This window comes from Maridesulfovibrio ferrireducens, from assembly GCF_900101105.1.
Lineage (GTDB): Bacteria > Desulfobacterota > Desulfovibrionia > Desulfovibrionales > Desulfovibrionaceae > Maridesulfovibrio > Maridesulfovibrio ferrireducens.
The window spans coordinates 393,321-416,826 of record NZ_FNGA01000001.1; the positions used below are offsets into that span (position 1 = coordinate 393,321).

Below are 23,506 nucleotides of genomic sequence, written 5' to 3' on the forward strand. Positions count from 1 at the left end.
TAATTCAGGAACTTACAATGAACCTTGAAGAAAGATTGTTAGAAAAAAGAAATGTTCTGACTAAAAAATGGTTTGATTTGGTCCTGTCTTCCTATCCTGAAACAACTCAGAAGATATGGAAGAGCAACAGCGATCAGTTCACAAATCCTGTCGGAATTACCACTCAAAGGGTCACGAGAGAACTTTTTGACCTTATTATTGAATGGAAAGATGTAGACGCAATTGCAAAATCTCTGGAAGACCTAATTAAAATAAGGGCTGTTCAGGAATTTGCACCATCAAGAGCTTTAAGTTTTGTTTTTCTTTTTAAGAAACTGCTGAGAGATGAGTTTATGCAGGATCTTAAAAAGGAAGGTAGACTTGACGAGTTGCTCGCGTTTGAGACCAGGGTTGATAACCTAGGTCTGATCGCGTTCGACATCTATACCAAGAATAGGGATTTGATCACGCAGATGAGAATTGGTGAAGTTAAACGCTCTCACCACATGCTCTTAAGGCGGGTCAACGAAATCGAGGATGCTTCGGCCAAAGGGGCCGGACAGGTGTAGTGGCCGGCTTCCCCGGGAAGCCAAACGTTATAAGCGAGGTGAAGGTAGATGAACGCTTTGTACTCACTCGTTTTAGTTTTTGCCCTAGTGCTGCTGGCTCTTTTTGGAGTAGAAACAGCGCATATGGCAAAACTCTTCGGCATCGGCTTACCTTTGGTAGCTGTTGCCGTATTTCTGGTAGGTTTCGCTTACCGGATGATTAAATGGGCGAAAAGCCCGGTTCCTTTTTGTATTCCGACCACGGCCGGACAGCAGAAGTCTTTGGACTTCATCCATCACAACAAGTTCGACAACCCCGTGACTCCGTGTCAAACTTTTATCCGTATGTTTCTTGAGGTCTGCTGCTTCCGCTCTTTGTTCCGGAACACAAAAGTAGGTCTCAAAGACGGCAAAGTGACATATGCTTCCGCCAAATGGCTGTGGCTGTTTTCACTTATGTTTCACTACTCATTCCTGCTTATTGTAATCAGGCACATGAGACTTTTCTTTGAGCCGATTCCCGCCTGTATCGGCTGGGTTGAAATGCTTGACGGGATCTTCCAGATCGGAACACCCAGAATGTACATGAGTGATATCCTTATCATTGTCGGTGTGGCTTTCTTGCTCGCACGCAGACTTTGGGATGCAAAACTCCGTTACATTTCTCTGGTTACTGACTATTTCCCACTGTTACTCATTATCGCCATCGGCCTTTCCGGTATCTACATGCGCTTTATCGCAAAAGTAGATGTTATGGCTATTAAACAGCTTACTATGGGACTTGTAACCTTCAACCCAGTAATTCCCGCAAATGTGGATGTATCTTTCTATGTACACCTATTATTAGTCTGTACACTGCTCATTTACTTCCCATTCAGCAAGCTTATGCATGCAGGTGGTATCTTCCTTTCTCCTACAAGGAATATGCCTAACAACACCCGCATCAAGCATCACGAGAACCCTTGGAATGATCCGAACATCAAGCCACATAGCTATGCGGCTTATGAAGACGACTTCAGGGAACCTATGATTGAAGCGGGTCTCCCTGTGGACAAAGAGGCATAATAAAGTCCAGCGGACTTTATGTGTTGGTTGGACCTTATAATACCTTTTGTTGAGGAGTTGACATGGCTGACCTCCCAAAAGCTGATGAGCTTTTTAAAAGCATTAACTATACACCACCTTCCACAGGTTGGATGGATACCCCGGTTGACTGTTCTCCCGGGAACTGGTGTTACCCTGCTAAGGCAGATAAACTCGAATACTTAGGTTTCCCGAACCCACGCCAATGGTCTCCTGCTGACGTGGACTGGAAACTCCCTGAAAACTGGCAGGACATTGTCCATCAGGGATTCAAAGAGAGACTGGATAAATACCGTTCTCTTAAAGTATTCATGGACGTCTGTGTGCGTTGCGGCGCTTGCGCTGACAAATGCCACTTTTTCATCGGTTCCGGCGATCCTAAAAACATGCCGGTCCTTCGTGCAGAACTTATGCGTTCTGTTTACCGTAAGGACTTCACCATGGCCGGAAAAATTCTGACAACCCTCACCGGTTCCAGAGTTATGACCGAAGACGTTCTTAAAGAGTGGTTCATTTACTTTTACCAGTGTACTGAGTGTCGCCGTTGCTCACTGTTCTGCCCTTACGGCATCGATACAGCTGAAGTAACAATGATGGCACGTGAACTGCTTCACCTTTGCGGCGTGAATATTAACTGGATCATGGAACCGGTTGCTAACTGTAACCGTACAGGTAACCATCTCGGTATCCAGCCACACGCTTTCAAAGATATCGTTGAATTCATGGTTGACGACATCGAAGAGATCACAGGCAAAAAACTTAACGTTCCAATTAATGAAAAGGGACATGAAGTTATCTTCATCACTCCTTCCGGGGACGTTTTTGCTGACCCGGGCATCTACACCTTTATGGGTTACCTGATGCTCTTCGATCATATCGGTCTGGACTATACTCTTTCCACTTATGCCTCTGAAGGCGGTAACTTCGGCCTGTTCACATCTGCGGACATGATGAAGAAACTCAACGGGAAGATGTACGCTGAAGCAAAACGCCTAGGAGTCAAATGGATTCTCGGCGGCGAATGCGGTCACATGTGGCGCGTAATTAACCAGTACATGGATACAATGAACGGCCCAGCGAACTTCCTCGAAGTTCCTAAAAGTCCGATCACCGGTACTGTTTTCCATAACGCTGCTCAGACTAAAATGGTTCACATCGCCGAGTTCACAGCTGACCTTATGAAGCATAATAAGCTGAAACTCGATCCGACCAGAAATGATCATATTCGCGCAACCTTCCACGATTCCTGTAACCCTGCTCGGGCCATGGGTCTTTTGGATGAGCCTCGCTACGTTCTCAATAACGTTGTTAAAAACTTCCATGAAATGCCAGAACAGACCATTCGTGAGCAGACATTCTGCTGCGCAGGCGGAGCAGGTCTGAACACTGACGAAATCATGGAAATACGCATGCGCGGTGGCTTGCCTCGCGGCAACGCATTGAAATCAGTACAGGAAGAACATGATGTAAACATGATGGCCTGTATCTGTGCAATTGACCGTGCAACGCTTATTCCGCTTGCCGACTACTGGGCTCCGGGCGTTGACATCTGCGGTGTTCACGAACTTGTCGGTAATGCTCTTATTCTCGACGGCGAGAAAGAAAGAGAAACTGACCTTCGTTTGAACCCTCTGCCTAAGAAGGAGGAATAACAGATGCAATACGGTGGAAAAATAATTACTGGTCTGGTTCTTTTCCTTGGGCTCATCTCTCTCCCTTTCTGGTTCAATATGGGAGGAACGTACGAGCAGCCTAAGGTTGAACTGCCTAAAAATGCGAAAGAATGTGTCGCTCCCAAAGAAGAAATGCGTACATCACATATGCAGCTTCTTAACGAGTGGAGAGACATGGCTCTTCGTGATGGCAAACGGACATATATCAGTGCAAACGGCAAGGAATACACTATCAGTCTCCAGAATACCTGTATGGAATGCCATACCAGCAAAGTGGAATTCTGCGACAAGTGTCATACTGACGCTGGTGTAACCCCGTACTGCTGGGATTGCCACGTACCTCCAAAGGAGGCAAAATAATGAAACAGAGTAGAAGAAACTTCCTCAAGTTTGCAGGCCTCTCGGCAGCAGGACTTTGTCTTGCTCCCACAGCTGCAGCTCTGGCATCAGGCGGAGGCGGATATGGCAAAGCACATGCTGTTGTCAACGCTAACTCCAAACATGCCAAACGCTGGGCTATGGTTATCGACACCCGCAAGCTCAACACTGATGAAGCAATAAACGCTCTGGCTGAAGTTTGTCACCACATCCACAACGTTCCAACGATTCCTGGTAAACAGGACGTCAAATGGTTGTGGGAAGGTACTTATTCCGAAACATTCCCATATCAAACAAATAACTTCCCTTCGGAAGAGCTTGAAAAACGCAAATTCCCGTTGCTTTGCAACCACTGCGAAAGCCCTTCCTGTGTACGCGTCTGCCCCACAAAGGCGACCTTCCAGCGTGCTGACGGAATCGTAGCAATGGATTACCATCGCTGCATCGGCTGTCGTTACTGTATGGCTGCTTGCCCCTTTGGTGCTCGTAGCTTCAACTTCATGGATCCAAGACTCCATCTCGATATGGAAAAGATCAATGTGAAGTTCCCCACCCGCATGCGCGGTGTTGTTGAAAAATGCAACTTCTGCGTAGAGCGTCTCGCCGTTGGCGAAATGCCCGCTTGTGTGGAAAAATCCAGTGGCGCGATGACCTTTGGTGATCTTCAGGACCCTGATTCAAACGTCAGAAAGGTTCTTAGGGAGAACTTCACCATCCGTAGGAACCCCGCTGCCGGCACCGAGCCCGGCGTGTACTACATCATTTAGGGGGAAACTGATATGCTCGAAAAAGCACTCAAAGGTGGCCCGAAATATTGGAGCTGGATTTTCTTCCTGCTTCTTATTATCGGCGCAGGCTTCACTGTATATCTGAATCAATTACAGGAAGGACTTACCGTCACGGGCCTTAGCCGTGATGTTTCCTGGGGATTCTATATTGCCCAGTTTACCTATTTGGTCGGTCTCGCCGCTTCCGGTGTTATGATCGTTCTGCCTTACTACTTCCATCACTATAAGAAGTTTAAAGGCATGGTAATCATGGGTGAATTCATGGCTATTGCAGCTGTCATAATGTGTCTCGGTTTCATTATCGTAGACATCGGGCAGCCACAGCGTATGATGAACATGATTTTCCATCCGACTCCTAACTCAATCCTGTTCTGGGACATGATCGTTCTTAACGGTTACCTGCTCCTGAACGTAGTTATCGGGTGGACATGTTTAGAATCTGAACGCCAGCGTGTGAAACCGCCAAAATGGATCAGGCCTTTGGCTTACACATCCATCGTATGGGCGTTCTCTATTCATACGGTTACCGCGTTCTTGTATGCAGGACTTCCAGGCCGTCATTACTGGCTTACCGCCATTCTGGCTGCCCGCTTCCTAGCTTCTGCATTCTGTGCTGGACCTGCTATTCTTCTTCTGGTTGTATTCATTACCCGCAAGGTTACTGATTACGATCCAGGAAAAGCTGCAATCAACACACTTACAAAGATCATTACTTATGCAATGCTCGTGAACGTATTCTTCTTCTTGCTTGAAGTGTTCACCGCATTCTACTCCAATATCCCAGGTCATACTCATTCCCTCGCATACCTATTCGTAGGTAGCCATGGACACACTGAACTGGTTCCTTGGATGTGGACAGCAACAGTATTTGCATTCATCAGTTTAGCTCTGCTTGTTCCGCCTAAATTGCGCGACAATCAGAAACTGCTGCCATGGGCACTTATCCTCCTCGTTATTGCAACATGGATCGATAAGGGTCTAGCACTGCTGATTGGTGGTCTTACTCCAAACCCATTCAACGAAATCACCACTTACTGGCCTACCGGCAAAGAATTGATGGTTTCCTTGATGGTCTACGCTATTGGTGCTCTTGTCCTGACAATCCTTTATAAGGTTGCCACAGACATCAAACGCGACCTTGGCGAGCTAGTTGAACCTGAGTAATCAGGCCAGCTCACCTCTTAGGTAATTAAAAAGCCCGTTCCTTTATTGGAACGGGCTTTTTTTGTATTTAATGATCAGCACTTTTTTTACATAAAAAAACCGAACACCCATCTGGATATTCGGTTTTTTGCGTAATTTTAATCACGCTTACGGAGACGCTCAAAGAACTGTCAGGTTCTCCGGTGTTCAGTCGAAGCTCGACTAAACGTAATCCCCGCGGTTAAATTTGATTTGTTCGGTCATCGCCATTACTTCGAGTTCGTTAACAATACTGTTCAATTCAGGATTCTCACTGGCTACGCCCGGCCAATCCTTCTTAAGGGATTCAACACCACCTTGAACACCTTCAAGAGTCTTGTAAGCATTCTTCAGTCCACCAGAATCAGGGGAACCGAGATGCTTGGCATAGTTTTCCAGCTCTCCGAAAAGATTTTCAATCTTGCCGACAAACTCGCCTTCATTCACTGTTGCAGCCTGCACGGATGCGACCTGCTGCATCTGAAGAAGGGGATTAATGGACTGAAGACCCGGAACCGGAGGAAGATTTGAAGTCTGTTGCCCCTCTACTTGCTGGGCTTCCTGATTCAAAACTTCCCCAAATGCCGTCCCGTTTACCTTCTTAGTCTTATTAGCTTGCTGCTGTTGTTGCTGCAAAGCCTCAATCTGATCAGGACGAATCTTCATCTTTTTACTCCTCAGCCTTTGGTTTCACACTAATTTTGCAATCATCATGCCAAAGTCTAGACTTTAGTCAACCAGCTGAATTGATGACCTTTTATATAAATACAGACCGGAAATTATTTCCTAGATCATAAACAAATCGTAACCATACCTGTTTTCTCTGATACAATGATAAAACATAAGAAAAAGCTTGTCCATGTCATGAAGAATCAGTTATTATTTAATTAAAGAAAGATTTTTCCATATACTTAACTCATTTGCACAACTAAATAATCCGGAGGGATATTTATGATTACCATCAAAAAGATACTCTGCGCAGTGGACTTTTCGGAACACAGCCCGGTAGTAGCTGATTATGCAAACACTCTTGCCAAAACTATGGGATCTAAAATCATTTGCCTGTATGTTGCTCCTTCACTCGATCAATATGTAGGATTCCATGTTCCGCCAAGTTCCATTGAAAATTTTGTCGGCGAAATAGTTACCGGAGCAGACACAACCATGGAAACCTTCATCGAAGAAAACTTTAAAGATGCAAAGGTTAACGGAAAAGTAATGACCGGTTACGCAGCTGAAGAAATTTTAACTCTCGCTAAAGCTGAAGAAGTAGACATGATTATCATGGGAACCCACGGCAGAAGAGGAATTGATCGTATTCTATTCGGTTCCGTTGCAGAAAAGGTCGTTAAAGCTGCAAAATGCCCTGTGCTTACCGTCAGACCTGAATAACTAGTCGTTTAAAGTTAAAGCCGATACGATACCGACAACTATCAAGGCATAAACCTGCAAGCGGTCCTCTTATCCAAACGGATAAGAGGGCTTTTTTTTGACAAAAAACATGTTCCAAACTACTAGAGAACTTCGCCCCGTATTAATAATCAAAAGAAAAAGGATATCAGCATGTCCCCTATCAAAGTCCGCCCTGACGTGATGGAGACCAAACCCTACGCTCCTGGACTTACCATCGAAGAGATCAAAGAGAAGTACGGTCTGGATAATGTTATTAAACTCGCGAGCAATGAAAATCCGCTCGGAGCCTCTCCACTCGCTCAAAAAGCAATAATACGTCATGCCCCTAATATTTTTCGTTACCCGCATAACGGCAACCCCCGCCTGAATAAAGCTATTGCAAAACGGTACGGATTTGCTGAAGAAAACATCATATGCGGAAACGGTTCTGACGAAGTTATCGACCTGCTGATTAGAGTTAAAGCCGAACCCGGTCGTGACGAAGTGCTGACCTATGAATCATGTTTCAGCATGTACAGCCTTATGTCTCGTCTTTGCGGTATAAATTTCCGACAGCTTCCCCGCGAAGCTGATCATAAACAGCCTCTTAAAGCTATGGCCGCTGCGGTTACAGACAAAACTGCCATAGTTTTTGTAACGACTCCTGACAATCCGACAGGGCTTGCAGTCACGGCAAGAGATGTCCGCGAAATGGTCATGGCTATTCCCGAACAAACTATCCTTGCCATAGACGAGGCATACATTGATTTCGCAACCCCTGCGGAAGAATATGACATGCGTCCGCTGTTAAATGAATTTCCGAATATCGTCCTGCTCAGAACATTCTCTAAAGCCTTCGGACTGGCTGGAATGCGGGTCGGATTCGGCATAATGAGTACAGAGCTTGCCGGTTACATCAACCGCGCACGTGCTCCTTTCACCGTCAGCCTCCTTGCAGAAGAAGCAGCCCTTGCTGCACTCGACGACGACGCGTTCTATAATGAGACTCTGGACGTTGTTCTGCGCGGCAGAAAACTCTTCACAGACGAAATTACAGCTATGGGATGTGAAGTTCTGCCTTCGCAATCCAACTTTATTATGTTCAAACCCACCCGCGATGCCGGAGAAGTTTTTGAAGAACTTCTAAAACGCGGTCTCATTGTGCGCCCGCTTAAAAGCTTCGGCCTCGGCGAATATATTCGTGTGAATATGGGCACAGATCGTGAAAATAAAATATTCTTACAAAACCTCAAGGAGCTTCTGTAATGGCGGTCCCTTTCATCATAACTATCGACGGCCCTGCCGGTGTAGGTAAATCAACACTTGCTCAACGTCTCGCAGATCATTTTAAAATTGCCTATCTGGATACCGGAGCAATGTTCAGAGCGACCGCTTGGAAACTGGGCGAAGATTCATGGGACTGGGACAGCTCTAAAATTGAGACTGCTCTTAAATCCTTCTCGTTCACTCTGTCCGGTTCTGGAAGCAACTCTGTGCTCAGCCTTAACGGAACAGCGTTAACAAACGACATTCGCACAGAAACAGTGGGTATGTGGGCCTCTAACGTTGCTAAAATTCCAGCCGTCCGCGTTTTCCAAAAGATAGCACAGCGCGAGATTGGAAACACGACCTCTCTTATTGCAGAAGGCAGAGACATGGGCACGGTTATTTTCCCGCAAGCTCCCTGTAAATTCTTCCTTGATGCTGACTTAGAAGAACGAGCCCGCAGACGTTTTTCTCAGCTTGAAGAAATGGGCAAACCTGCAAATCTCACCGAACTGATTGAACAAATCGGAGCAAGAGACGATCAGGACCGCAACCGCAAAGAAGCTCCTCTGAAAGCCGCAGATGATGCCATCATTGTTGACACAACAAAGCTTGATATCGACGGAGTTTTTAAAAAACTTGTCGCAGAAGTTAAAAAAATATCAGCTTAATTATATTTTACAAACTCAATATATCAGGCCGCTTGAATCACTATATTCAAGCGGCCTGATTCTTTTGTAACAGCAACAGAACTTGACTTTGACGGACGCGCCATTACTCAATTAGCTGAACTTTCAAACGACCTTTAAGAATAATAAATCGGAGAATTCCTTGAACCTTTCCTGCAAATTAAAAGAACTGTTTCCAAATATTTCAAATATAGTAAACCAGCCTCTAACAGAAGATCTTGCCGGTTCATTTTTCCCCGCAAACTCGACACGCTTTGCTCATATGAAACAAGCTGCCCGGACAGCTGAAAGAATCGCCAGACAGACAGGACTGGACGAAGAGCAGGCGGAAAAATTGATTACTGCGGCACTTTTCCATGACGTCGGTTACTCTGAGAAGCTGGGACAGACCGGATTCCACCCTTTAGACGGCGCAGCCTTCCTTGCACATGCCGGAGCGCAAGATGAAGTCATAGAAGCTGTTTTATGGCACTCCAGCACACAACGAGACATCCACTTCTATCCTGAAATTGAAAATATATATAAAAATTTTCCTGATCCTTCTGAAAACAACCACACACTGAAAGGTGTCAGCTATTGTGATTTCCGAACTTCGCCAGTGGGACAATCTTTTTCTTTCGGACAAAGAATAAGTGAATTTAAAAAAAGACCCGGAGCCAGTAGTTACGCTCAGGAAACAGCCAAGTGGACACTTCCAAAAGCGCGGGCAACACAAGCTGCTTATGTTAAGGCTATCTCCAACCAACAGCAAACGTCCCTGCCATGGATTTTCTGCGATATTGACAGCACGCTCATATATCCGGGTCAAACGATCAATACAGCCACAACCGAGGCCTTGTACAGATATGTTGAAGCAGGTGGAAAGATGTCCCTTATTACGGGAAAGCACCTTATCAGCATCCGTGATTTTCTACGGGAATCAGGCATGGAAGGCCCGCATTCAGGGGTAAACGGCTCGATGATCATTAAAGATGATCACCTTACTTCTTACGGACCTACGGTCGAAAATTACAAAGCTATTGAAGACATTCTTATTGCAGAAGGAATCCACTACGCAACCTATGTTGCTGGTGGAATATGGACCAGATCGCCATTAACAGAGGCTGAAATCGAATCTTATAAGTTTGTCGGAGAAATTCTTCCACAACCGGGCACAACTCCGGACAAAGGCGGAATATTCAAAGTTCTTACCTTCTCCCATAAAAATGACAGAAAACGATGCGCTTTCGTTCGAGATCTTGCTGCCAAACAAGGACTTGCTTGTGTGCGCACTGCTGATGGATTTCTAGAAATATGCCCCAATGGACACGGAAAACATGCCGCAGCCATGCATATTATGAACGAAGCAGGCTGGTCTGATTTGAACAGTATCTCAATCGGCGACAGCGAAAACGATCTCAGCATGTTCGGCGTTACGGGTCTAAGCGCGGCGGTTGCCAATGCAACTGAAGATGTCCTCCCAGCCGCCGACCTGAATATTCCTTCCTGCATCGACAACGGAGTCGCACAGTTGTTGGATGCTCTTGTTGAATCCGCAAAAGGTGGAAGTTGGGAAATTCCAAGTAAATGGCTGGCACAATATTAGTAAACAGCAACACTGACGGACCAGAAAAAAGAGTTCGTTTATTTAATAAAAAACTCGTTATCAGCCCCCGTAATACAAGGCTTAATTTAGACTAAAAAAACCCTCTCCTGAAATATTTCAGGAGAGGGTTTTTAGTTCAATCTCAAGCGCCGCCAGCACAGCCTTATCCATATCGTAATATTTATACTGCCCGAGTCTTCCAGTGAAATGAACTCTCGGTAGTTTTTGCGCTTCAGCCTGATACAATTCCAAGATCTTGCGGTCCTCTGCGGTGTTGACGGGATAATATGGTTCTTCACCCTGCTTCCACTTCATGGAGAACTCGCGGGAGATGACGGTTTTGCCGCTCTTGTTTTCCCTTTCTGGATGGAGGTGCTGATATTCATGAATGCGAGTATAGGGCACATCAATATCGGCATAATTCATAACCGATGTTCCCTGATAATCTACCACATCTTCTGTCCCATATTCAAATCTCAGCGAACGCCAAGTCAGCTCCCCGTGGCAGTAATCAAAAAAGCGATCGACCGGACCGGAATAGTAGACCGTGCAATCTTCCGGCAACTCATTACGGATATCAAAAAAATCTGTTTCAAGCTGAACGGTGATCAACTCATGATCCAGCATATTCTCAAACATCTTGCCATACCCTTGATACGGCAACCCCTGATAGCGGCAGGTGAAATAATCACATTCGTAAGTGTGGCGAAACGGCAATCGACTGATTATATCGGCGGAAAGTTCACGCGGATCACATTCCCATTGCTTAAGCGTATACCCTTTGACAAAGGCTTCATAAAGATCACGACCGATAAGACTGATGGCCTTTTCTTCTAAATTTTGAGGATCGGTGATGTTCTCTTTTTCGCTTTGCTTCTGAATGAATCCGGCAACTTCATGCGGGCGTAAACTCAGATTAAAAAAAGAATTAATCGTCTGTAAATTTACAGGCATATGGTAGGTGCGGTTCTTATAGGTAGTCAGAACTTTATGGCGATAGCTGTTGAATTCCGTGAAGCGGTTCAGATAGTCCCAAACTCTACGCTCGGAAGTATGAAAAATATGAGTTCCGTAGCGATGAACTTCAATCCCGGTTTCAGGATCAAACCGACTGTAACAATTGCCTCCGATGTGGTTACGGCTGTCAAGAACCAGCACCTTCTCTCCACGCTCTTCAGCAATGCGGCGCGCTATGACTGAACCCGTTATCCCTGCTCCAACGACTACGTATTTATGCGACACAATTCGGACTCCCATATAAAAAAAGGTTCCTCAAGAAACATATTTTCTTAGAGAAACCACTGATTATAACTTTACGAAGCAATCAACATTTTGAGCAGCTAAATATGGGAGGAGTCTTTTAGAACTCCCCCCACATTATTTATAATAATCTAGACTACTTCATGTATTTCAAGAATGGATTATCCTGTGAAAGAATGATCCGTGTGTTTTCCTTGAAACCTTTTTCATATGCTTCCAGAGACTTCTTGAATTCGTAGAATCCAGGAGCCTTTCCGAAACTGTCAGCGTATGTTTTAGTAGCGATTCCGTCACCCTCACCTCGAAGAATTTCTGCTTTGAGGTTGGCGTCAGCCAGAGTGATTGCTCTTTCTTTATCAGCTTGCGCAGTGATGCGGGCTGATGCTTCACTACCCTGAGAGCGGTACTGTTTTGCCATACGTTCTCGTTCCGCCCTCATACGTCCGTAAATAGCACGGGCGTTCTCAGGAGGCAGATCAGTACGTTTAATACGTACATCAATGATTTCGATTCCGTAATCTGCAACCAGTTCATTAGATTTCAGAGTAACCTCTGTCATAATGGCAGTACGGTCACTGGAGATAATCTCAATCAAGGTATATCCACCAAGAGCGACTCGAAGCTCAGCATAGATGATGTCATCAAGACGAGCCTGAGCACGAGGAATAGAAGTAACAGTGCGATAAAACTGCAAGGGGTCAGTAATGCGCCACTTGGAGTAGTTATCCACAACCATGTTCTTCTTATCTTTAGTCAGAATTTCAGCAGGACGAGCGTCATACTCAAGCAAGCGCGAATCAAAATAAATCACGTTCTGAACGAACGGGAGTTTAAAATGAAGTCCCGGTCCAAGTGGTCCGGCTTTAGGCTTACCAAGCTGCAATACGATTGCTTTCTCAGTCTGCTTTACAATAAATGCACTTTGCGCAACTCCCAAAACTAAAAATATAAGTAATATTGCCAGGGGTGCGGAGCTTTTTTTAAGTAAACTCATTACTTTACCCCCTTCTTATTAGTTATAGCTTTAACAGGGAACGACCCTCCGTCCAAAGACAGAAACGGCAGCGCTCTTTTAGCAGCACTATCTGAAAGAATAACCTTGGTCACATCAGGATTGGAAAGGATGTTTTCCATTGTTTCCAGATACAAACGTTTAACTGTAACGTCCTTAGCTTTTGTGTATTCGCGATAAACAGCCATGAATCTCTTAGCCTGACCTTCTGCTTTACGTACTTTAGTTTCCTTGTACGCTTCAGCTCTGTTCAGGATAACAGCGGCCTGTCCACGAGCTTTCGGCAGAATATCATTACGATATGCTTCAGCTTCGTTGATGTAACGGCTTTTATCTTCACGAGCACTTGCAACGTCTTTAAAGGCGTCAACGACTTCAGCCGGTGGATGCACATTCTGCAACTGCACGGCAAGCACATTAACACCAAGCTCATACGAATCCACAATGGACTGCAATAAAGCTCTGGTTTCAGTCTGAATCTGTAACTTACCTGTAGTAAGTGCCAATTCAATTTTGGTCTTACCGATAATTTCACGCATGGCGGCTTCGGCTGCGTCCTGAAGAGTCTTATCCTGATTGGTTACCTTGAAAAGGTACTCAACAGGATCTTTAATCTGATATTGAACGATGAATTGAACATCAACGATGTTTTCATCACCTGTCAGCATCAGAGATTCTTCGGGAACGTTCCGGGACTGCCCCTGTGTGAATGAGCGGGAAGATCCAAAGGAACGGAAACCGACTTCCACTCGCCTGATGCGTGTGACCTGCGGTTTCATTACCGATTCAATAGGAACCGGTAGGTGGTAGTGCGGTCCGGGGTTAGTGGTGGCAACGTATTTACCAAACCGGGTTACCACTCCGACTTCATCAGGTTCTACAATGTAGACTCCTGAAAGAAACCAAAGCACGATAATTCCGATTATGACATACTTTCCGCCCGGCAATCCGGTTCCGCGAAATTTTTTGATCGTGGAATTTATTTCATCCACACCCGGCGTTTTAGAGCCAGTGTTCCTCTGCCGTTGTTCCGATAGTTTATCCCAGTCCCAGTTCATGTTATTTTGATATGCGACACAATGGAGCAGGTCAAGGAAGATCGGACATTAGGCGGTAAGATTATCAAAAAACAGCAGTAACAATTTCTCTGAAGACCCCTTATAATCACAACTTTTGAAGGAACATACAAATAATACAGCGAACTACCCTAAAAACAGGCCACAGTTGACATATTCGCGATTAATGTTTTTACCTGTATTAACATTACGAATACCGTCTACTAAGCAAAATCAACAATTCATATCTTTTTGGAGACTTCAATACATGAAAGCCATCAACAGAGAAATTTTCAGAGCATACGATATACGCGGAGTTGTAGACGTTGATTTTGACGAAGAATGGGTCGAAAATCTTGGACGTGCCTGCGGAACATGGTTCAGACGCAAAGGCTGGAACCGCGCTGTTGTCGGACATGATTGCAGACACAGTTCTTCTGCCTATCAGGCAGCAATTCTACGCGGACTCAACATGTCCGGAGTTGATGTCCTTTTTCTGGATATGGTGCCAAGTCCGGCTTTCTATTTTGCGGCAAAAAAACTGAACTACAAGGCCGGAGTAATGATCACCGCCAGCCACAATCCTCCTGAATTTAACGGCTTCAAGGTATGGGGAGAGGATACAACCATCCACAGCGGTGACATTCAAGAAATTTATAAGCTTATGGAAAATAAAGACTTTATTGACGGGACCGGAATGGGATCATTCCATAATATCATCCCATATTACATTGAAGATCTGCTTTCAGGTATAAAACTGAAACGGCCTGTAAAAGTCGTGCTGGACGGTGGCAACGGCGCGGGCGGACACATTGCGCTTGAACTGCTCAGACAAGCTGGCGCAGAAGTCATTCCCTTATACTGTGAGCCTGACGGAGACTTCCCCAACCATCATCCCGACCCTGTGGTTGAAGCCTACATGGGCGATCTGCTGAAAGCTGTTGTGGAACATGGAGCAGAAGCAGGGATCGGCCTTGACGGTGACGCGGACAGGATAGGAGCCGTTGATGAGACTGGCAAATTAATGCCCGGAGATCGTCTTCTCGCCATCTATGCGAGGGACATGTTAAGCAAAATACCCGGAGAAATGGTCGTTGCGGATGTTAAATGCAGTCACTTGCTGTTCGAAGATATCAGCAAGCATGGCGGCAAACCTCTCATGGCGAAAACAGGCCATTCAATTATGAAAGCTAAAATGGCTGAAACCGGCGCGGGACTCGGCGGAGAGATGAGCGGACATATATTCTTTGCCGATCGTTTCTACGGGTTCGACGACGGTTTATACGCAGCACTGCGGTTAATTGAAATTCTTTCACAGGAAGAAAAACCACTTTCACGGATGCTTGAAGACTGGCCTGAAACATTTTTCACACCAGAACTGCGCATTGACTGCCCCGAAAAAATTAAATTTGAACTTGTCGAACTGGCAACCACTCAATTTAAAACAGAATACGATGTTATAGACATAGATGGAGCAAGGATTCTTTTCGAAGACGGCTGGGCGCTTATCAGAGCATCAAATACACAGGCGGCATTAACTCTGCGCTTTGAAGCTTCTTCACCTGAGCGTCTGACACAAGTCAGAACTATAGTTGAATCACTTTTAGCCCGTTTGACAGATGAATTAAGTTCTTAGTTCGTGCTGACTTTTACAGTACAGTTAATACTTGCTATTATACGTGCATACAGTTTTATTAAACATGGTGCAGAAGCAATTTATCAACTATCGAAAAGGTATACAAAATGGCTCTAAATATAGTCCCCAAAGGCAACTCGCGCAAAGAAAAAGTTCTGAGACTACTTGGAATGATTGTAATTTTTGCAATCGTAGGATGGGCTTTCTGGCAAAACAATGAGCGCACCCTTGAAAAACTTCAAGGAAGAAACTCCATTTGGGATCAAACCAAAAGCTTAAGCAAAACTGACCGGGATTTCATAAATGGATTTATAAGAAGTATGCGCTCTGAATTCGGAGTAAAGACAAAAGTGCATATCATGACAGGTAAAATTCCCGAAATAACACCTGACTCTAAAGAACTGTTTATAGGACTTTCTCCAGAATACGAACAGGTTGTTTTTTATTTTCCAGGACTCGTGCGTCACGCGCTGGGTGCAAATTTTATTAATGACCTCAAGCATAATCATTTTACAGGCAACTTCAAAAACGATAAGTGGCCTGTGACGTTGCAAACAGCTCTTGCCATGATTTGGGAAAAATTAATCAGCGTGGACAGTTCTCCGCCTCAAACTACTCAGCAACAGGAAGATTACAACAGCGATCTGCACGATCCTGAATCCTCTCCAGTAAAAGAATAACTACTTAATTAATAAGGTTTTTTGATGTCAAATAAGAAAATTACCATATACACCGACGGTTCCTGTCTCGGAAACCCTGGTCGGGGTGGATATGGCGCGGTTCTACTTTTCAATGAGCACCGCAATGAACTCTCTCAGGGATACAAACATACGACCAACAACCGTATGGAAATGCGCGCAGTGATTGCAGCCCTTACAGAACTTAAAGAGCCATGCGACGTCATACTTTATACAGATTCACAGTATGTAAAAAATGCTTTCACAAAAAAATGGCTGGATAACTGGCTTAAAAACGGCTGGAAAACAGCGGCAAAAAAACCTGTGAAAAATAAAGATCTCTGGCAGCAGTTCATTCCGCTGATGGACAAGCACAACGTGACTTTCCGCTGGGTCAAAGGCCATTCAGGCGACCCGGAAAATGAACGCTGTGATGACCTTGCGCGCAACGCCGCCGGTTCATTAGATTTGATTCAGGACGAGGAAGAATAGGCTAATCAAACGCAAGAGACTGCAATATAGAGTTGGAGACCAGCATTCCGTTCTTGGTAAGTCTTAGGAAGCCAGCACTTATGCGGACAAGTCCGTTTTGATGCAGTGCGGTTATGATCGAATTCTTCTCTTTCATCAGATCTCTGCCAGTCATATCCTTGTAGTCTGAGAGCTTAAGGCCGCGTGTAGTTCTCAGACTCAGCATTACCAGTTCCTGAGCTTTTATCACGTCTGTAATTTCTTCAAAATCTTCACCGAGAAATCCGCCGCGCACGGCGGCATCATATTCATCCATATAAATTGGATTGGTAAATCTGCGATTGCCTATCGTGGATACGGCAGAAGGCCCAAGCCCCAGATAATCCAGCCTGTCCCAATAGCCCTGATTGTGGCGGGAAGTGAAACCCATCCTAGCGAAATTTGATATTTCGTATTGAATATATCCCATTCCTTCAAGAAATTCCGCTCCGTATATAAACATACGGGCCTGTTCACTATCCGGCGGAAGCTCCGGCTCAACGGATTCCCTGTTATTCCCGAAAACAGTATTAGGCTCAATACTAAGCCCATAAGACGAAATATGTTCAGGCTTAAGCTTTACCACGGCTTTAAGCTCATTGTTCCAGTCCTTCATTTTCTGCCGGGGTAAGCCCCACATGAGATCTATGCTGATGTTGCCGAAACCAGCTTTACGCGCCATGTAATAAGTTTCTGCGGCCTGTCTGGCAGAATGAGGCCTGCCGAGCACCACAAGATTCCGGTCATCAAGACTCTGAAACCCTATGCTTAAGCGGTTGAATCCCATGGAAAGCAGGTTCTTAAAATAAGATTCATCATTGGCAGAATCGGGGTTAACCTCAATGGTTATTTCCATCCCCCGGACAAAAGTGAAATGCTTACGAAGCGCATCCATTATCAGCTCAAGCTGAAAAGGAGGGATAAGGCTTGGAGTTCCGCCCCCTAAATAGACTGTTCCTATTTTCGGGTTTTTAAGTCTGCGTCCCCAAAGCTCAATCTCAGCCAAAAGAGTTTTAAGGTACCATGCAAAAGTTACCTGATTAAAAATCTGAGAATGAAATGCGCAATAATTACACTTGCGCACGCAAAACGGCACATGAATATAAACAAGAAGATTCTTCGCCTCTTTTCCATCGCCTTGCAGCAGAGGGGCGTTAAAAAATGCAGGAATGAGAGACATTAAAATTTTACCCTTCCGTATATGATGACTATTACTTGCTGATCCAAAGAGTGGCACCCTCAAGCTTTCGTAGAAGTTTCACACTGACAGATTCAGGGAGCATCTTCTCTTTAGCGGTTTTGTCATGAAAATCGCGGCCGATAGCAACCACGGCATAATGCCCTTTTGCAGCTTCAGCCAGTATAGCCTTTGTCACATTGGCCCCTTCAACTACACAATCCGTAATACGGGAATCTTCAATTCCGTTGGCCTCAAGGTGCTCGCGAGCAACTGCAAACAATTTTTTTGAATTTTCAGCTTTCGCCTCTTTAGACTTCTGCACATGCAAAAGAGTTATATCGTGGACCGAATCATCACTAAGAAGATACCCGACATGATCCGTAATTCTCTGTGAAGGTTCACCGTCACCAAGACACAGCAACACATTCTTTTTAGGGATTTCCTGTGGACATTTGCAGAACCACAACGGGAAGGTTACGTCCTCCCATATCATTCTGTGCGCAACGCTGTAATCAAATAACTCTTCAAACATAAAAGTAGCCTGCCGCCCGAAGATAACGGCATCATACATCCCTTTATGTCCTTCCTGAACTATTTCTCTGGCAACGCCGCCTCTGGAACTGATGCTTTTTATATCTATCTTGTTTTCTTTACAAAAACTGTTGGCTATAAAATCGTCTTTAACTTTTTCAAGTAATTTTCGACCCTTTTGGGCAGAATTATGAACACCCCATGATCCCCCGTGCGGCGCTACATGAAAAAGAGTTAAACGCACATCACACGGAGAGTTAAAAAAATCTCTTATAAATCTGACTGAATACGATACGGTTCCATCATCACACACACAAACCAGAAGATGCTTTTCCATGCTCGTCCTTCCTGTTGCCTTGTTTTTAAATGTCGCGCTTTCGTCCTTTCACAATATCTTAAGAAACTGCCACAACTCTTCATAAATAGCGAGAGTTCAACATAATATTTGATTAGGAATTTTTCAGATCCTTAGCATAACGCTCATTTTCACTGAAAAGACACCCGCAATACTGCTGTCGATAAATATCCCATTCTTTAGAACGTTCTATGCCCTCTTTCCAGCCTTCGCGAAAATCATAATAATAAAATTCACAACTGCCGCCCCCTGCCATATCCCGGCCAAGCGCTGCAATGCGGTCATGTTTTTGAAATTTACTGTAAAGGAGAGTCGTTGTAAAAAAATCAAAACGCCCTCTTCTTGCAAGAGACAGCGTGCGTTCAAGCCTGTCTGCATAGCAATGGAAACAACGGTTTTCCTCACGAAATGATACATTCCTAAACCACTTCTGGGAATCATACTCTGTAGTGCTGCCGATAACCTTAAGATCCATTTTATCAGCAACTTCCAAAAAAGTATCCCTGCGCCGGACATATTCTTTAAGTGGATGAATATTAGGATTGTAAAAAAAAGCGGACACTTCAAAACCCTGCTCTCGTAAAATTTCAATCGTTGTAATTGAGCAAGGACCGCAACAAGCGTGAAGTAATATTTTTTTGGAAGCCATTACATTGAACTCCGCAGTTCGGTTAAAATAAAAAAGGGCAGTGTTCCTGCTCTGGAGCAAAAACACTGCCTTATTAAAAACATATTACATTTATTATTCAGCCCACTGAATCTCTATATTGATCTTGGTGCCGAACGCTTTCTCGTAATTAACAATTGCGGGCCGTTTATGATTCAAAAGATACAAGGCAAGTTCTTCTTCCGCTTCATAATTAAGAGGAGAGGTACTGCCCGGCCTTCTGAGCATTCTATAAATATCTTTCAGAGCCTGCATAGACTGCCATTCCATATTGCGCCGCATACCTGTTCCCTGACAACAAGGGCAGGGTTCGGTGCTGACTGCGATGGCGGAAGAACCTAAACGCTGACGAACAAGTTCCATCAGTCCGAAGCGCGAAATACGGCCAACATCCGTCCGTGCGCGATCAGTCTTAAGAGCCGAGCGCATGGTTTTTTCAACTTCACGGCAATGCTTGGGATCTTTCATTTCAATAAAGTCGATAACCACCTGACCGCCGAGATCACGAAGCTTAAGCTGACAGGCAATCATTTCAGCACTCTCTTTATTCGTCTTGAGCGCCATCTCTTTAAAATTACGTTCTCCGCCGATCTTACCGGAGTTGATATCAATCGCGGTAAGAGCTTCTGTCTGGTCAAAAACAAGCCTGCCGCCGGAAGGAAGATTTACTTCGCGTCCGTAGATCTGCTCGATCTGTTTAACCAGATTAAACCGTTCCCAAAGAGATTTATCTGTATCAGAATGAAGTTTAACCAGATTATTGCGTCTCGGGAAAGACAATGTGGCAAGCTGTTGCACCTGATCTGCCGTGTCTTTATCATCCACCCAGATTTCAGTGACATCGGAAGAAAGGTAATCACGAACAGAGCGTGATGCCAGTCCCATTTCTTCATACACGAGCGCAGGAGGCTGAAGATCCTGCCCCTTTGTTCTGATGTCATTCCAAAGTCTGGTAAGGAATTTAAAATCTCTGGTCAGCGCAGATTTGCTCTGGCCCATACTTGCAGTACGGACAATAACGCCTACACCGTCACCGGGACTAACTGAATCGATAATTTCTTTAAGTCTGGTACGTTCTTTTTCGTCTTCGATCTTACGAGAAATACCAATCTGCTCTCTTCCGGGAGTAAGCACAAAATAGCGACCCGGAATAGACAGATACGATGATAAAAACGCACCTTTCTTACCGGTAGGTTCTTTAACAACCTGAACAAAAATTTCCTGTCCGGGTTTTAAAACCTTTTGCAATAAAGGATACCTGTGCCCTTTTTTGAGCGTGTAGGTTCCTTGATAGTATTCGGGGTGAATTTCATCAACCTGGAGAAAACCGTTACGTTCGGCTCCGTAGTTGATAAACGCCGCTTGAAGCGCGGCATCAATGTTATGGATATACCCTTTGTAAATATTACCTTTGGTCTTGGCCTGATGGAGCATTTCAACATAATACTCGATGACCTGACCTTCCTGAGTCAGCGCAACCTCTACCTGTTCTTCAGGTAGGACGCTTATAAACATTTTTTCTTTTCTTTTCTTGTTTGTCATTTTCTAATTCCGGGAAAAGTTTAAATATTCCGCGGATTCAGAAGCTTAAATCACGTATCAACCATCCGGCTTAAACTTGTAATAAATTTCATCACCTGCCTGCCTTACGGTCAACTTGCCGCTGTTCTCCAACTTTTCAATCACCTGCATCACTCCATCAAAGGAGATTTCAAGGGCTTTTGAAAGTTGTTGCGCTGTCTGCGGTCTACGCATGAGAGAAGCCTGAATCCGGTCAAATGCTGCGGAGTCTCCATCCTGCACATGGACGGATGTATCCGAGCCGTTCCTTCCCTTTGCGCCTTCATCGGAACCGCAATCCCTGTCAGTGCAGGGCGCGGCATCAAGAGCCTTTTTCCAAAGATCTAAAGTCCCGGGATCAACCGGTAAAGCAACCTCTAGAGTTCCGGGGCGCGAAAGTGTGACCACATCAATGCGGTCCGGGGAAAGTTCAGAACAAAAAGCTTTCATTTTAGAAAGATTTTCAGCCGAATCATTGTATCCCCTTGAAAGGAGCACTTCCAGAAAAATCTTACCTTTGAACTCCTTACGGAATTCGATCAGGGCCTTGGCTACGTCTTCAGGATCAATTCCTTTACACGGCCTGTTTACGGCCCGAAATTCCGAAGCAACAAGAGAATCCATCGACGGAAGCACAATATCTGCTTCCAGCAGTTCTCTGCGAACTTCGGGGTCCGTCATCGGGGTGGCGTTTGTTAATACAGCCACGGGCAAAGACGGGAAAAGTTTTTTAACTCCACCGATAATCTCGGGCAAATCGGAATTGAGAACCGGCTCCCCAAGACCTCCGAGAGTAATCACATCGGGCAAAAGATGTCCTTCCTGTTTCCAGCTTGCAAGCTCTTCAAGAATTGCAGCAGCGGAAACATAGGGCCTGCGCTCACTCACCAGAAACTCTGTCGCTCCGACTTCGCAATAAACGCAATCCATGGAACAGATCCGTTTTCCAAGCAGATCCAAACCAAGCGAACGACCTATTCTACCGGAAAAAACCGGCCCGAAGATATACTTATAACCCATATTCTATCCGTCAAGAAGCAAAAAATTCAATTTTATGGAAATTATCTTCCAATATTGTCGATCAAAACCTCTAAAAAGACTCAAAAGGACTGTATTTACAGACTGATCGCCAAATCTTAAATAAAAAATAATCACATGCTAAAAAACACAACTTTCATTGAACACATTACCACTAGTCCTATTGCATTAAAAACTCAAGATTTTATATATGCCGCAACAATTTGCTGATTAATGTTTTTATCAACAATTCCGGCAATTCAAAAAAAATAAAATTTAAATTAGGCAGGGTAATAAATCGGTATTGAATATATAAGGCAGAGCATTTAAGTGCTCCCCGACCAACATTCCAACCCAATATTATAAAAGTCAGGGATTGACTTACGTGCGTTTCAACCGTAATCCGGCGGAATATTCATTCAGGAGGAAGTCAATGCTTAATGCTGGACAAGTGGTACTGCTCATAAACCCCAAGGGCAAGCGTTATTTACGCGTAGTAAAGGATGGGGATGATATTCATACCCACGATGGCAAGATTCTTATGGAAGACGTCATCGCTGCAGGATATGGAAGAATGGTTAAGACCCACTTGGGGCGCAAGTACCAGATTCTTAAGCCGACAGTCCATGATTTGATCAAAGGCGTAAAACGCCAGACTCAGATTATGTATCCGAAAGAAATCGGATATCTTCTGCTTAAACTGGGAATCGGTCCAGGGTGCAGAGTTATTGAATCAGGCTCAGGATCAGGCGGCCTGACAACCGCTTTAGCCTACTATGTAGGTGACACCGGTAAAGTTTATACCCATGAACGCCGTCCTGAATTCTTTAAACTTGTCAGCAAAAATCTTGAATGGTCAGGACTGTCACATCGTGTTGAACAGTTTAATCTTGATATTGAAGAAGGCTTTCAGGCAACTGACTGTGATGCTCTTTTCCTCGACGTCCGCACTCCATGGGACTACCTGCACCACATTCCTAAAGCAGTTATCCCCGGATCAATGCTCGGGTTCCTGCTGCCTACAACAAATCAGGTCAGCGAGCTTATTGCCGCTCTTGATAAAGGCCCTTTCACTGACATTGAAGTTGTTGAAATTCTTCTTCGCCGCTGGAAACCTGTCGCAGAAAGACTGCGCCCTGATGACCGCATGGTCGCTCACACAGGCTTCCTTGTTTTCGCCCGCTCCCTTGATAGTTCAGTAATGTCAGGTGACGATCAGAAAGCAGAAGAAAAAAAAGAAGCTACTCCTGAGATCGCAGAAACTACAGTTGAAGCTCAGACAGAAACAGCTCAGCCAGAAACTGCCCCGACAGAAGAAACTCCGGTCACCGAAGCTCCGGCTGTCGAAGCAACTGAAGCCGCAACTCCGGAAGCCGCTCCAGAAGTAAAAGCTGACGAGACTACAGAAGAAACTACTGACAAAGCTTAAATCGCTTTCAGTTAATATAGAATTTGAAAAGGGCTTGGAGTGTAATAACTCCAA

General features: G+C 44.8%; 23 protein-coding genes. 14 read left to right on the plus strand and 9 right to left on the minus strand.

The window, feature by feature from the left end; translation table 11 throughout:
* Positions 1-17: 17 nt before the first annotated feature.
* The 6 genes from BLT41_RS01675 (at position 18) to dsrP (ending at position 5,613) form a co-directional block, all read left to right on the plus strand.
* Positions 18-548, plus strand: a complete 531-nt coding sequence (locus BLT41_RS01675) for an RsbRD N-terminal domain-containing protein (protein ID WP_092157630.1) — start codon at positions 18-20, stop codon at positions 546-548.
* Positions 549-596: 48 nt separating this feature from the next.
* Positions 597-1,592, plus strand: a complete 996-nt coding sequence (dsrM, locus tag BLT41_RS01680) for a sulfate reduction electron transfer complex DsrMKJOP subunit DsrM (RefSeq protein ID WP_092157632.1) — start codon at positions 597-599, stop codon at positions 1,590-1,592.
* Positions 1,593-1,654: 62 nt separating this feature from the next.
* Positions 1,655-3,262, plus strand: a complete 1,608-nt coding sequence (gene dsrK, locus BLT41_RS01685; protein WP_092157634.1) for a sulfate reduction electron transfer complex DsrMKJOP subunit DsrK — start codon at positions 1,655-1,657, stop codon at positions 3,260-3,262.
* Positions 3,263-3,265: 3 nt separating this feature from the next.
* Positions 3,266-3,643, plus strand: a complete 378-nt coding sequence (gene dsrJ, locus BLT41_RS01690) for a sulfate reduction electron transfer complex DsrMKJOP subunit DsrJ (RefSeq protein ID WP_092157636.1) — start codon at positions 3,266-3,268, stop codon at positions 3,641-3,643.
* Positions 3,643-4,428 carry a sulfate reduction electron transfer complex DsrMKJOP subunit DsrO gene (gene dsrO, locus BLT41_RS01695; protein ID WP_092157638.1) on the plus strand — a complete coding sequence of 262 codons (786 nt, stop codon included), beginning with the start codon at positions 3,643-3,645 and terminating at the stop codon, positions 4,426-4,428. Before dsrJ ends, dsrO begins: the two co-directional genes overlap by 1 nt.
* Positions 4,429-4,440: 12 nt before the next feature.
* Positions 4,441-5,613: a sulfate reduction electron transfer complex DsrMKJOP subunit DsrP gene (gene dsrP, locus BLT41_RS01700; protein ID WP_092157640.1), complete on the plus strand. Its 1,173-nt coding sequence runs from the start codon at positions 4,441-4,443 to the stop codon at positions 5,611-5,613.
* A gap of 201 nt (positions 5,614-5,814) precedes the next feature.
* Here dsrP and BLT41_RS01705 read toward each other — a convergent pair whose 3' ends face one another.
* Positions 5,815-6,297, minus strand: a complete 483-nt coding sequence (locus tag BLT41_RS01705; RefSeq protein ID WP_092157642.1) for a hypothetical protein — start codon at positions 6,295-6,297, stop codon at positions 5,815-5,817.
* Positions 6,298-6,582: 285 nt separating this feature from the next.
* Between BLT41_RS01705 and BLT41_RS01710 the strand changes: the two genes are divergently transcribed.
* From BLT41_RS01710 to BLT41_RS01725, 4 genes are all read left to right on the plus strand, one after another.
* Entirely contained in the window at positions 6,583-7,023 is a 441-nt protein-coding gene (locus BLT41_RS01710) for a universal stress protein (protein WP_092157644.1), read from the plus strand.
* Positions 7,024-7,194: 171 nt separating this feature from the next.
* Positions 7,195-8,289 (plus strand): histidinol-phosphate transaminase, encoded by a 1,095-nt coding sequence (hisC, locus tag BLT41_RS01715; RefSeq protein WP_092157646.1) that lies wholly within the window; start codon positions 7,195-7,197, stop codon positions 8,287-8,289.
* On the plus strand, positions 8,289-8,960 hold the full coding sequence (gene cmk / locus BLT41_RS01720; RefSeq protein WP_092157648.1) for a (d)CMP kinase: 672 nt from the start codon (positions 8,289-8,291) through the stop codon (positions 8,958-8,960). Before hisC ends, cmk begins: the two co-directional genes overlap by 1 nt.
* Before the next feature lie 160 nt (positions 8,961-9,120).
* Entirely contained in the window at positions 9,121-10,563 is a 1,443-nt protein-coding gene (locus BLT41_RS01725; protein ID WP_092157650.1) for an HAD-IIB family hydrolase, read from the plus strand.
* Positions 10,564-10,680: 117 nt separating this feature from the next.
* Here the strand turns inward: BLT41_RS01725 and glf are convergent, their stop codons facing one another.
* From glf to hflK, 3 genes are all read right to left on the minus strand, one after another.
* Positions 10,681-11,805 carry a UDP-galactopyranose mutase gene (glf, locus tag BLT41_RS01730; protein ID WP_092158778.1) on the minus strand — a complete coding sequence of 375 codons (1,125 nt, stop codon included), beginning with the start codon at positions 11,803-11,805 and terminating at the stop codon, positions 10,681-10,683.
* A 154-nt stretch (positions 11,806-11,959) separates the two neighbouring features.
* On the minus strand, positions 11,960-12,817 hold the full coding sequence (gene hflC, locus BLT41_RS01735) for a protease modulator HflC (protein WP_092157652.1): 858 nt from the start codon (positions 12,815-12,817) through the stop codon (positions 11,960-11,962).
* Positions 12,817-13,893: an FtsH protease activity modulator HflK gene (hflK, locus tag BLT41_RS01740; RefSeq protein WP_092157654.1), complete on the minus strand. Its 1,077-nt coding sequence runs from the start codon at positions 13,891-13,893 to the stop codon at positions 12,817-12,819. The genes hflC and hflK overlap by 1 nt, the downstream gene beginning before the upstream one ends.
* A 265-nt stretch (positions 13,894-14,158) precedes the next feature.
* On the opposite strand from hflK, the gene BLT41_RS01745 reads away from it, so the two are divergent.
* From BLT41_RS01745 to rnhA, 3 genes are all read left to right on the plus strand, one after another.
* Positions 14,159-15,526 carry a phosphomannomutase/phosphoglucomutase gene (locus BLT41_RS01745; protein WP_092157656.1) on the plus strand — a complete coding sequence of 456 codons (1,368 nt, stop codon included), beginning with the start codon at positions 14,159-14,161 and terminating at the stop codon, positions 15,524-15,526.
* Positions 15,527-15,633: 107 nt separating this feature from the next.
* Entirely contained in the window at positions 15,634-16,206 is a 573-nt protein-coding gene (locus BLT41_RS01750) for a hypothetical protein (RefSeq protein ID WP_092157658.1), read from the plus strand.
* 24 nt (positions 16,207-16,230) lie between these two features.
* Positions 16,231-16,695 carry a ribonuclease HI gene (rnhA, locus tag BLT41_RS01755; RefSeq protein ID WP_092157660.1) on the plus strand — a complete coding sequence of 155 codons (465 nt, stop codon included), beginning with the start codon at positions 16,231-16,233 and terminating at the stop codon, positions 16,693-16,695.
* Position 16,696: 1 nt separating this feature from the next.
* On the opposite strand, the gene hemW is transcribed toward rnhA, so the two are convergent.
* The 5 genes from hemW to BLT41_RS01780 form a co-directional block, all read right to left on the minus strand.
* Positions 16,697-17,893, minus strand: a complete 1,197-nt coding sequence (gene hemW, locus BLT41_RS01760) for a radical SAM family heme chaperone HemW (protein ID WP_092157662.1) — start codon at positions 17,891-17,893, stop codon at positions 16,697-16,699.
* 31 nt (positions 17,894-17,924) lie between these two features.
* Entirely contained in the window at positions 17,925-18,761 is an 837-nt protein-coding gene (locus BLT41_RS01765; protein ID WP_092157664.1) for a universal stress protein, read from the minus strand.
* 112 nt (positions 18,762-18,873) lie between these two features.
* Positions 18,874-19,428 carry an epoxyqueuosine reductase QueH gene (locus BLT41_RS01770; RefSeq protein WP_092157666.1) on the minus strand — a complete coding sequence of 185 codons (555 nt, stop codon included), beginning with the start codon at positions 19,426-19,428 and terminating at the stop codon, positions 18,874-18,876.
* Positions 19,429-19,521: 93 nt separating this feature from the next.
* The gene (locus BLT41_RS01775; RefSeq protein WP_092157668.1) at positions 19,522-20,988 is read right to left on the minus strand and encodes an Rne/Rng family ribonuclease; all 1,467 of its coding nucleotides are present in this window, start codon (positions 20,986-20,988) and stop codon (positions 19,522-19,524) included.
* Between the two features lie 57 nt (positions 20,989-21,045).
* Positions 21,046-22,026: a radical SAM protein gene (locus BLT41_RS01780; RefSeq protein ID WP_092157670.1), complete on the minus strand. Its 981-nt coding sequence runs from the start codon at positions 22,024-22,026 to the stop codon at positions 21,046-21,048.
* Between the two features lie 430 nt (positions 22,027-22,456).
* On the opposite strand from BLT41_RS01780, the gene BLT41_RS01785 reads away from it, so the two are divergent.
* Positions 22,457-23,452, plus strand: a complete 996-nt coding sequence (locus BLT41_RS01785; protein ID WP_244512170.1) for a tRNA (adenine-N1)-methyltransferase — start codon at positions 22,457-22,459, stop codon at positions 23,450-23,452.
* Positions 23,453-23,506 lie beyond the last annotated feature (54 nt).

Bases quoted from the DNA above. Each gene is read 5' to 3' on its own strand.
- BLT41_RS01770 (WP_092157666.1), bottom strand. From the start codon at position 19,428: ATGGCTTCCAAAAAAATATTACTTCACGCTTGTTGCGGTCCTTGCTCA.
- dsrP (WP_092157640.1), top strand. From the start codon at position 4,441: ATGCTCGAAAAAGCACTCAAAGGTGGCCCGAAATATTGGAGCTGGATT.
- hflC (WP_092157652.1), bottom strand. From the start codon at position 12,817: ATGAGTTTACTTAAAAAAAGCTCCGCACCCCTGGCAATATTACTTATA.
- dsrO (WP_092157638.1), top strand. From the start codon at position 3,643: ATGAAACAGAGTAGAAGAAACTTCCTCAAGTTTGCAGGCCTCTCGGCA.
- BLT41_RS01765 (WP_092157664.1), bottom strand. From the start codon at position 18,761: ATGGAAAAGCATCTTCTGGTTTGTGTGTGTGATGATGGAACCGTATCG.
- BLT41_RS01675 (WP_092157630.1), top strand. From the start codon at position 18: ATGAACCTTGAAGAAAGATTGTTAGAAAAAAGAAATGTTCTGACTAAA.
- dsrM (WP_092157632.1), top strand. From the start codon at position 597: ATGAACGCTTTGTACTCACTCGTTTTAGTTTTTGCCCTAGTGCTGCTG.
- hflK (WP_092157654.1), bottom strand. From the start codon at position 13,893: ATGAACTGGGACTGGGATAAACTATCGGAACAACGGCAGAGGAACACT.
- BLT41_RS01745 (WP_092157656.1), top strand. From the start codon at position 14,159: ATGAAAGCCATCAACAGAGAAATTTTCAGAGCATACGATATACGCGGA.
- cmk (WP_092157648.1), top strand. From the start codon at position 8,289: ATGGCGGTCCCTTTCATCATAACTATCGACGGCCCTGCCGGTGTAGGT.
- BLT41_RS01775 (WP_092157668.1), bottom strand. From the start codon at position 20,988: ATGACAAACAAGAAAAGAAAAGAAAAAATGTTTATAAGCGTCCTACCT.
- dsrK (WP_092157634.1), top strand. From the start codon at position 1,655: ATGGCTGACCTCCCAAAAGCTGATGAGCTTTTTAAAAGCATTAACTAT.
- BLT41_RS01785 (WP_244512170.1), top strand. From the start codon at position 22,457: ATGCTTAATGCTGGACAAGTGGTACTGCTCATAAACCCCAAGGGCAAG.
- BLT41_RS01710 (WP_092157644.1), top strand. From the start codon at position 6,583: ATGATTACCATCAAAAAGATACTCTGCGCAGTGGACTTTTCGGAACAC.
- hemW (WP_092157662.1), bottom strand. From the start codon at position 17,893: ATGTCTCTCATTCCTGCATTTTTTAACGCCCCTCTGCTGCAAGGCGAT.
- dsrJ (WP_092157636.1), top strand. From the start codon at position 3,266: ATGCAATACGGTGGAAAAATAATTACTGGTCTGGTTCTTTTCCTTGGG.
- rnhA (WP_092157660.1), top strand. From the start codon at position 16,231: ATGTCAAATAAGAAAATTACCATATACACCGACGGTTCCTGTCTCGGA.
- BLT41_RS01705 (WP_092157642.1), bottom strand. From the start codon at position 6,297: ATGAAGATTCGTCCTGATCAGATTGAGGCTTTGCAGCAACAACAGCAG.
- BLT41_RS01780 (WP_092157670.1), bottom strand. From the start codon at position 22,026: ATGGGTTATAAGTATATCTTCGGGCCGGTTTTTTCCGGTAGAATAGGT.
- BLT41_RS01750 (WP_092157658.1), top strand. From the start codon at position 15,634: ATGGCTCTAAATATAGTCCCCAAAGGCAACTCGCGCAAAGAAAAAGTT.
- hisC (WP_092157646.1), top strand. From the start codon at position 7,195: ATGTCCCCTATCAAAGTCCGCCCTGACGTGATGGAGACCAAACCCTAC.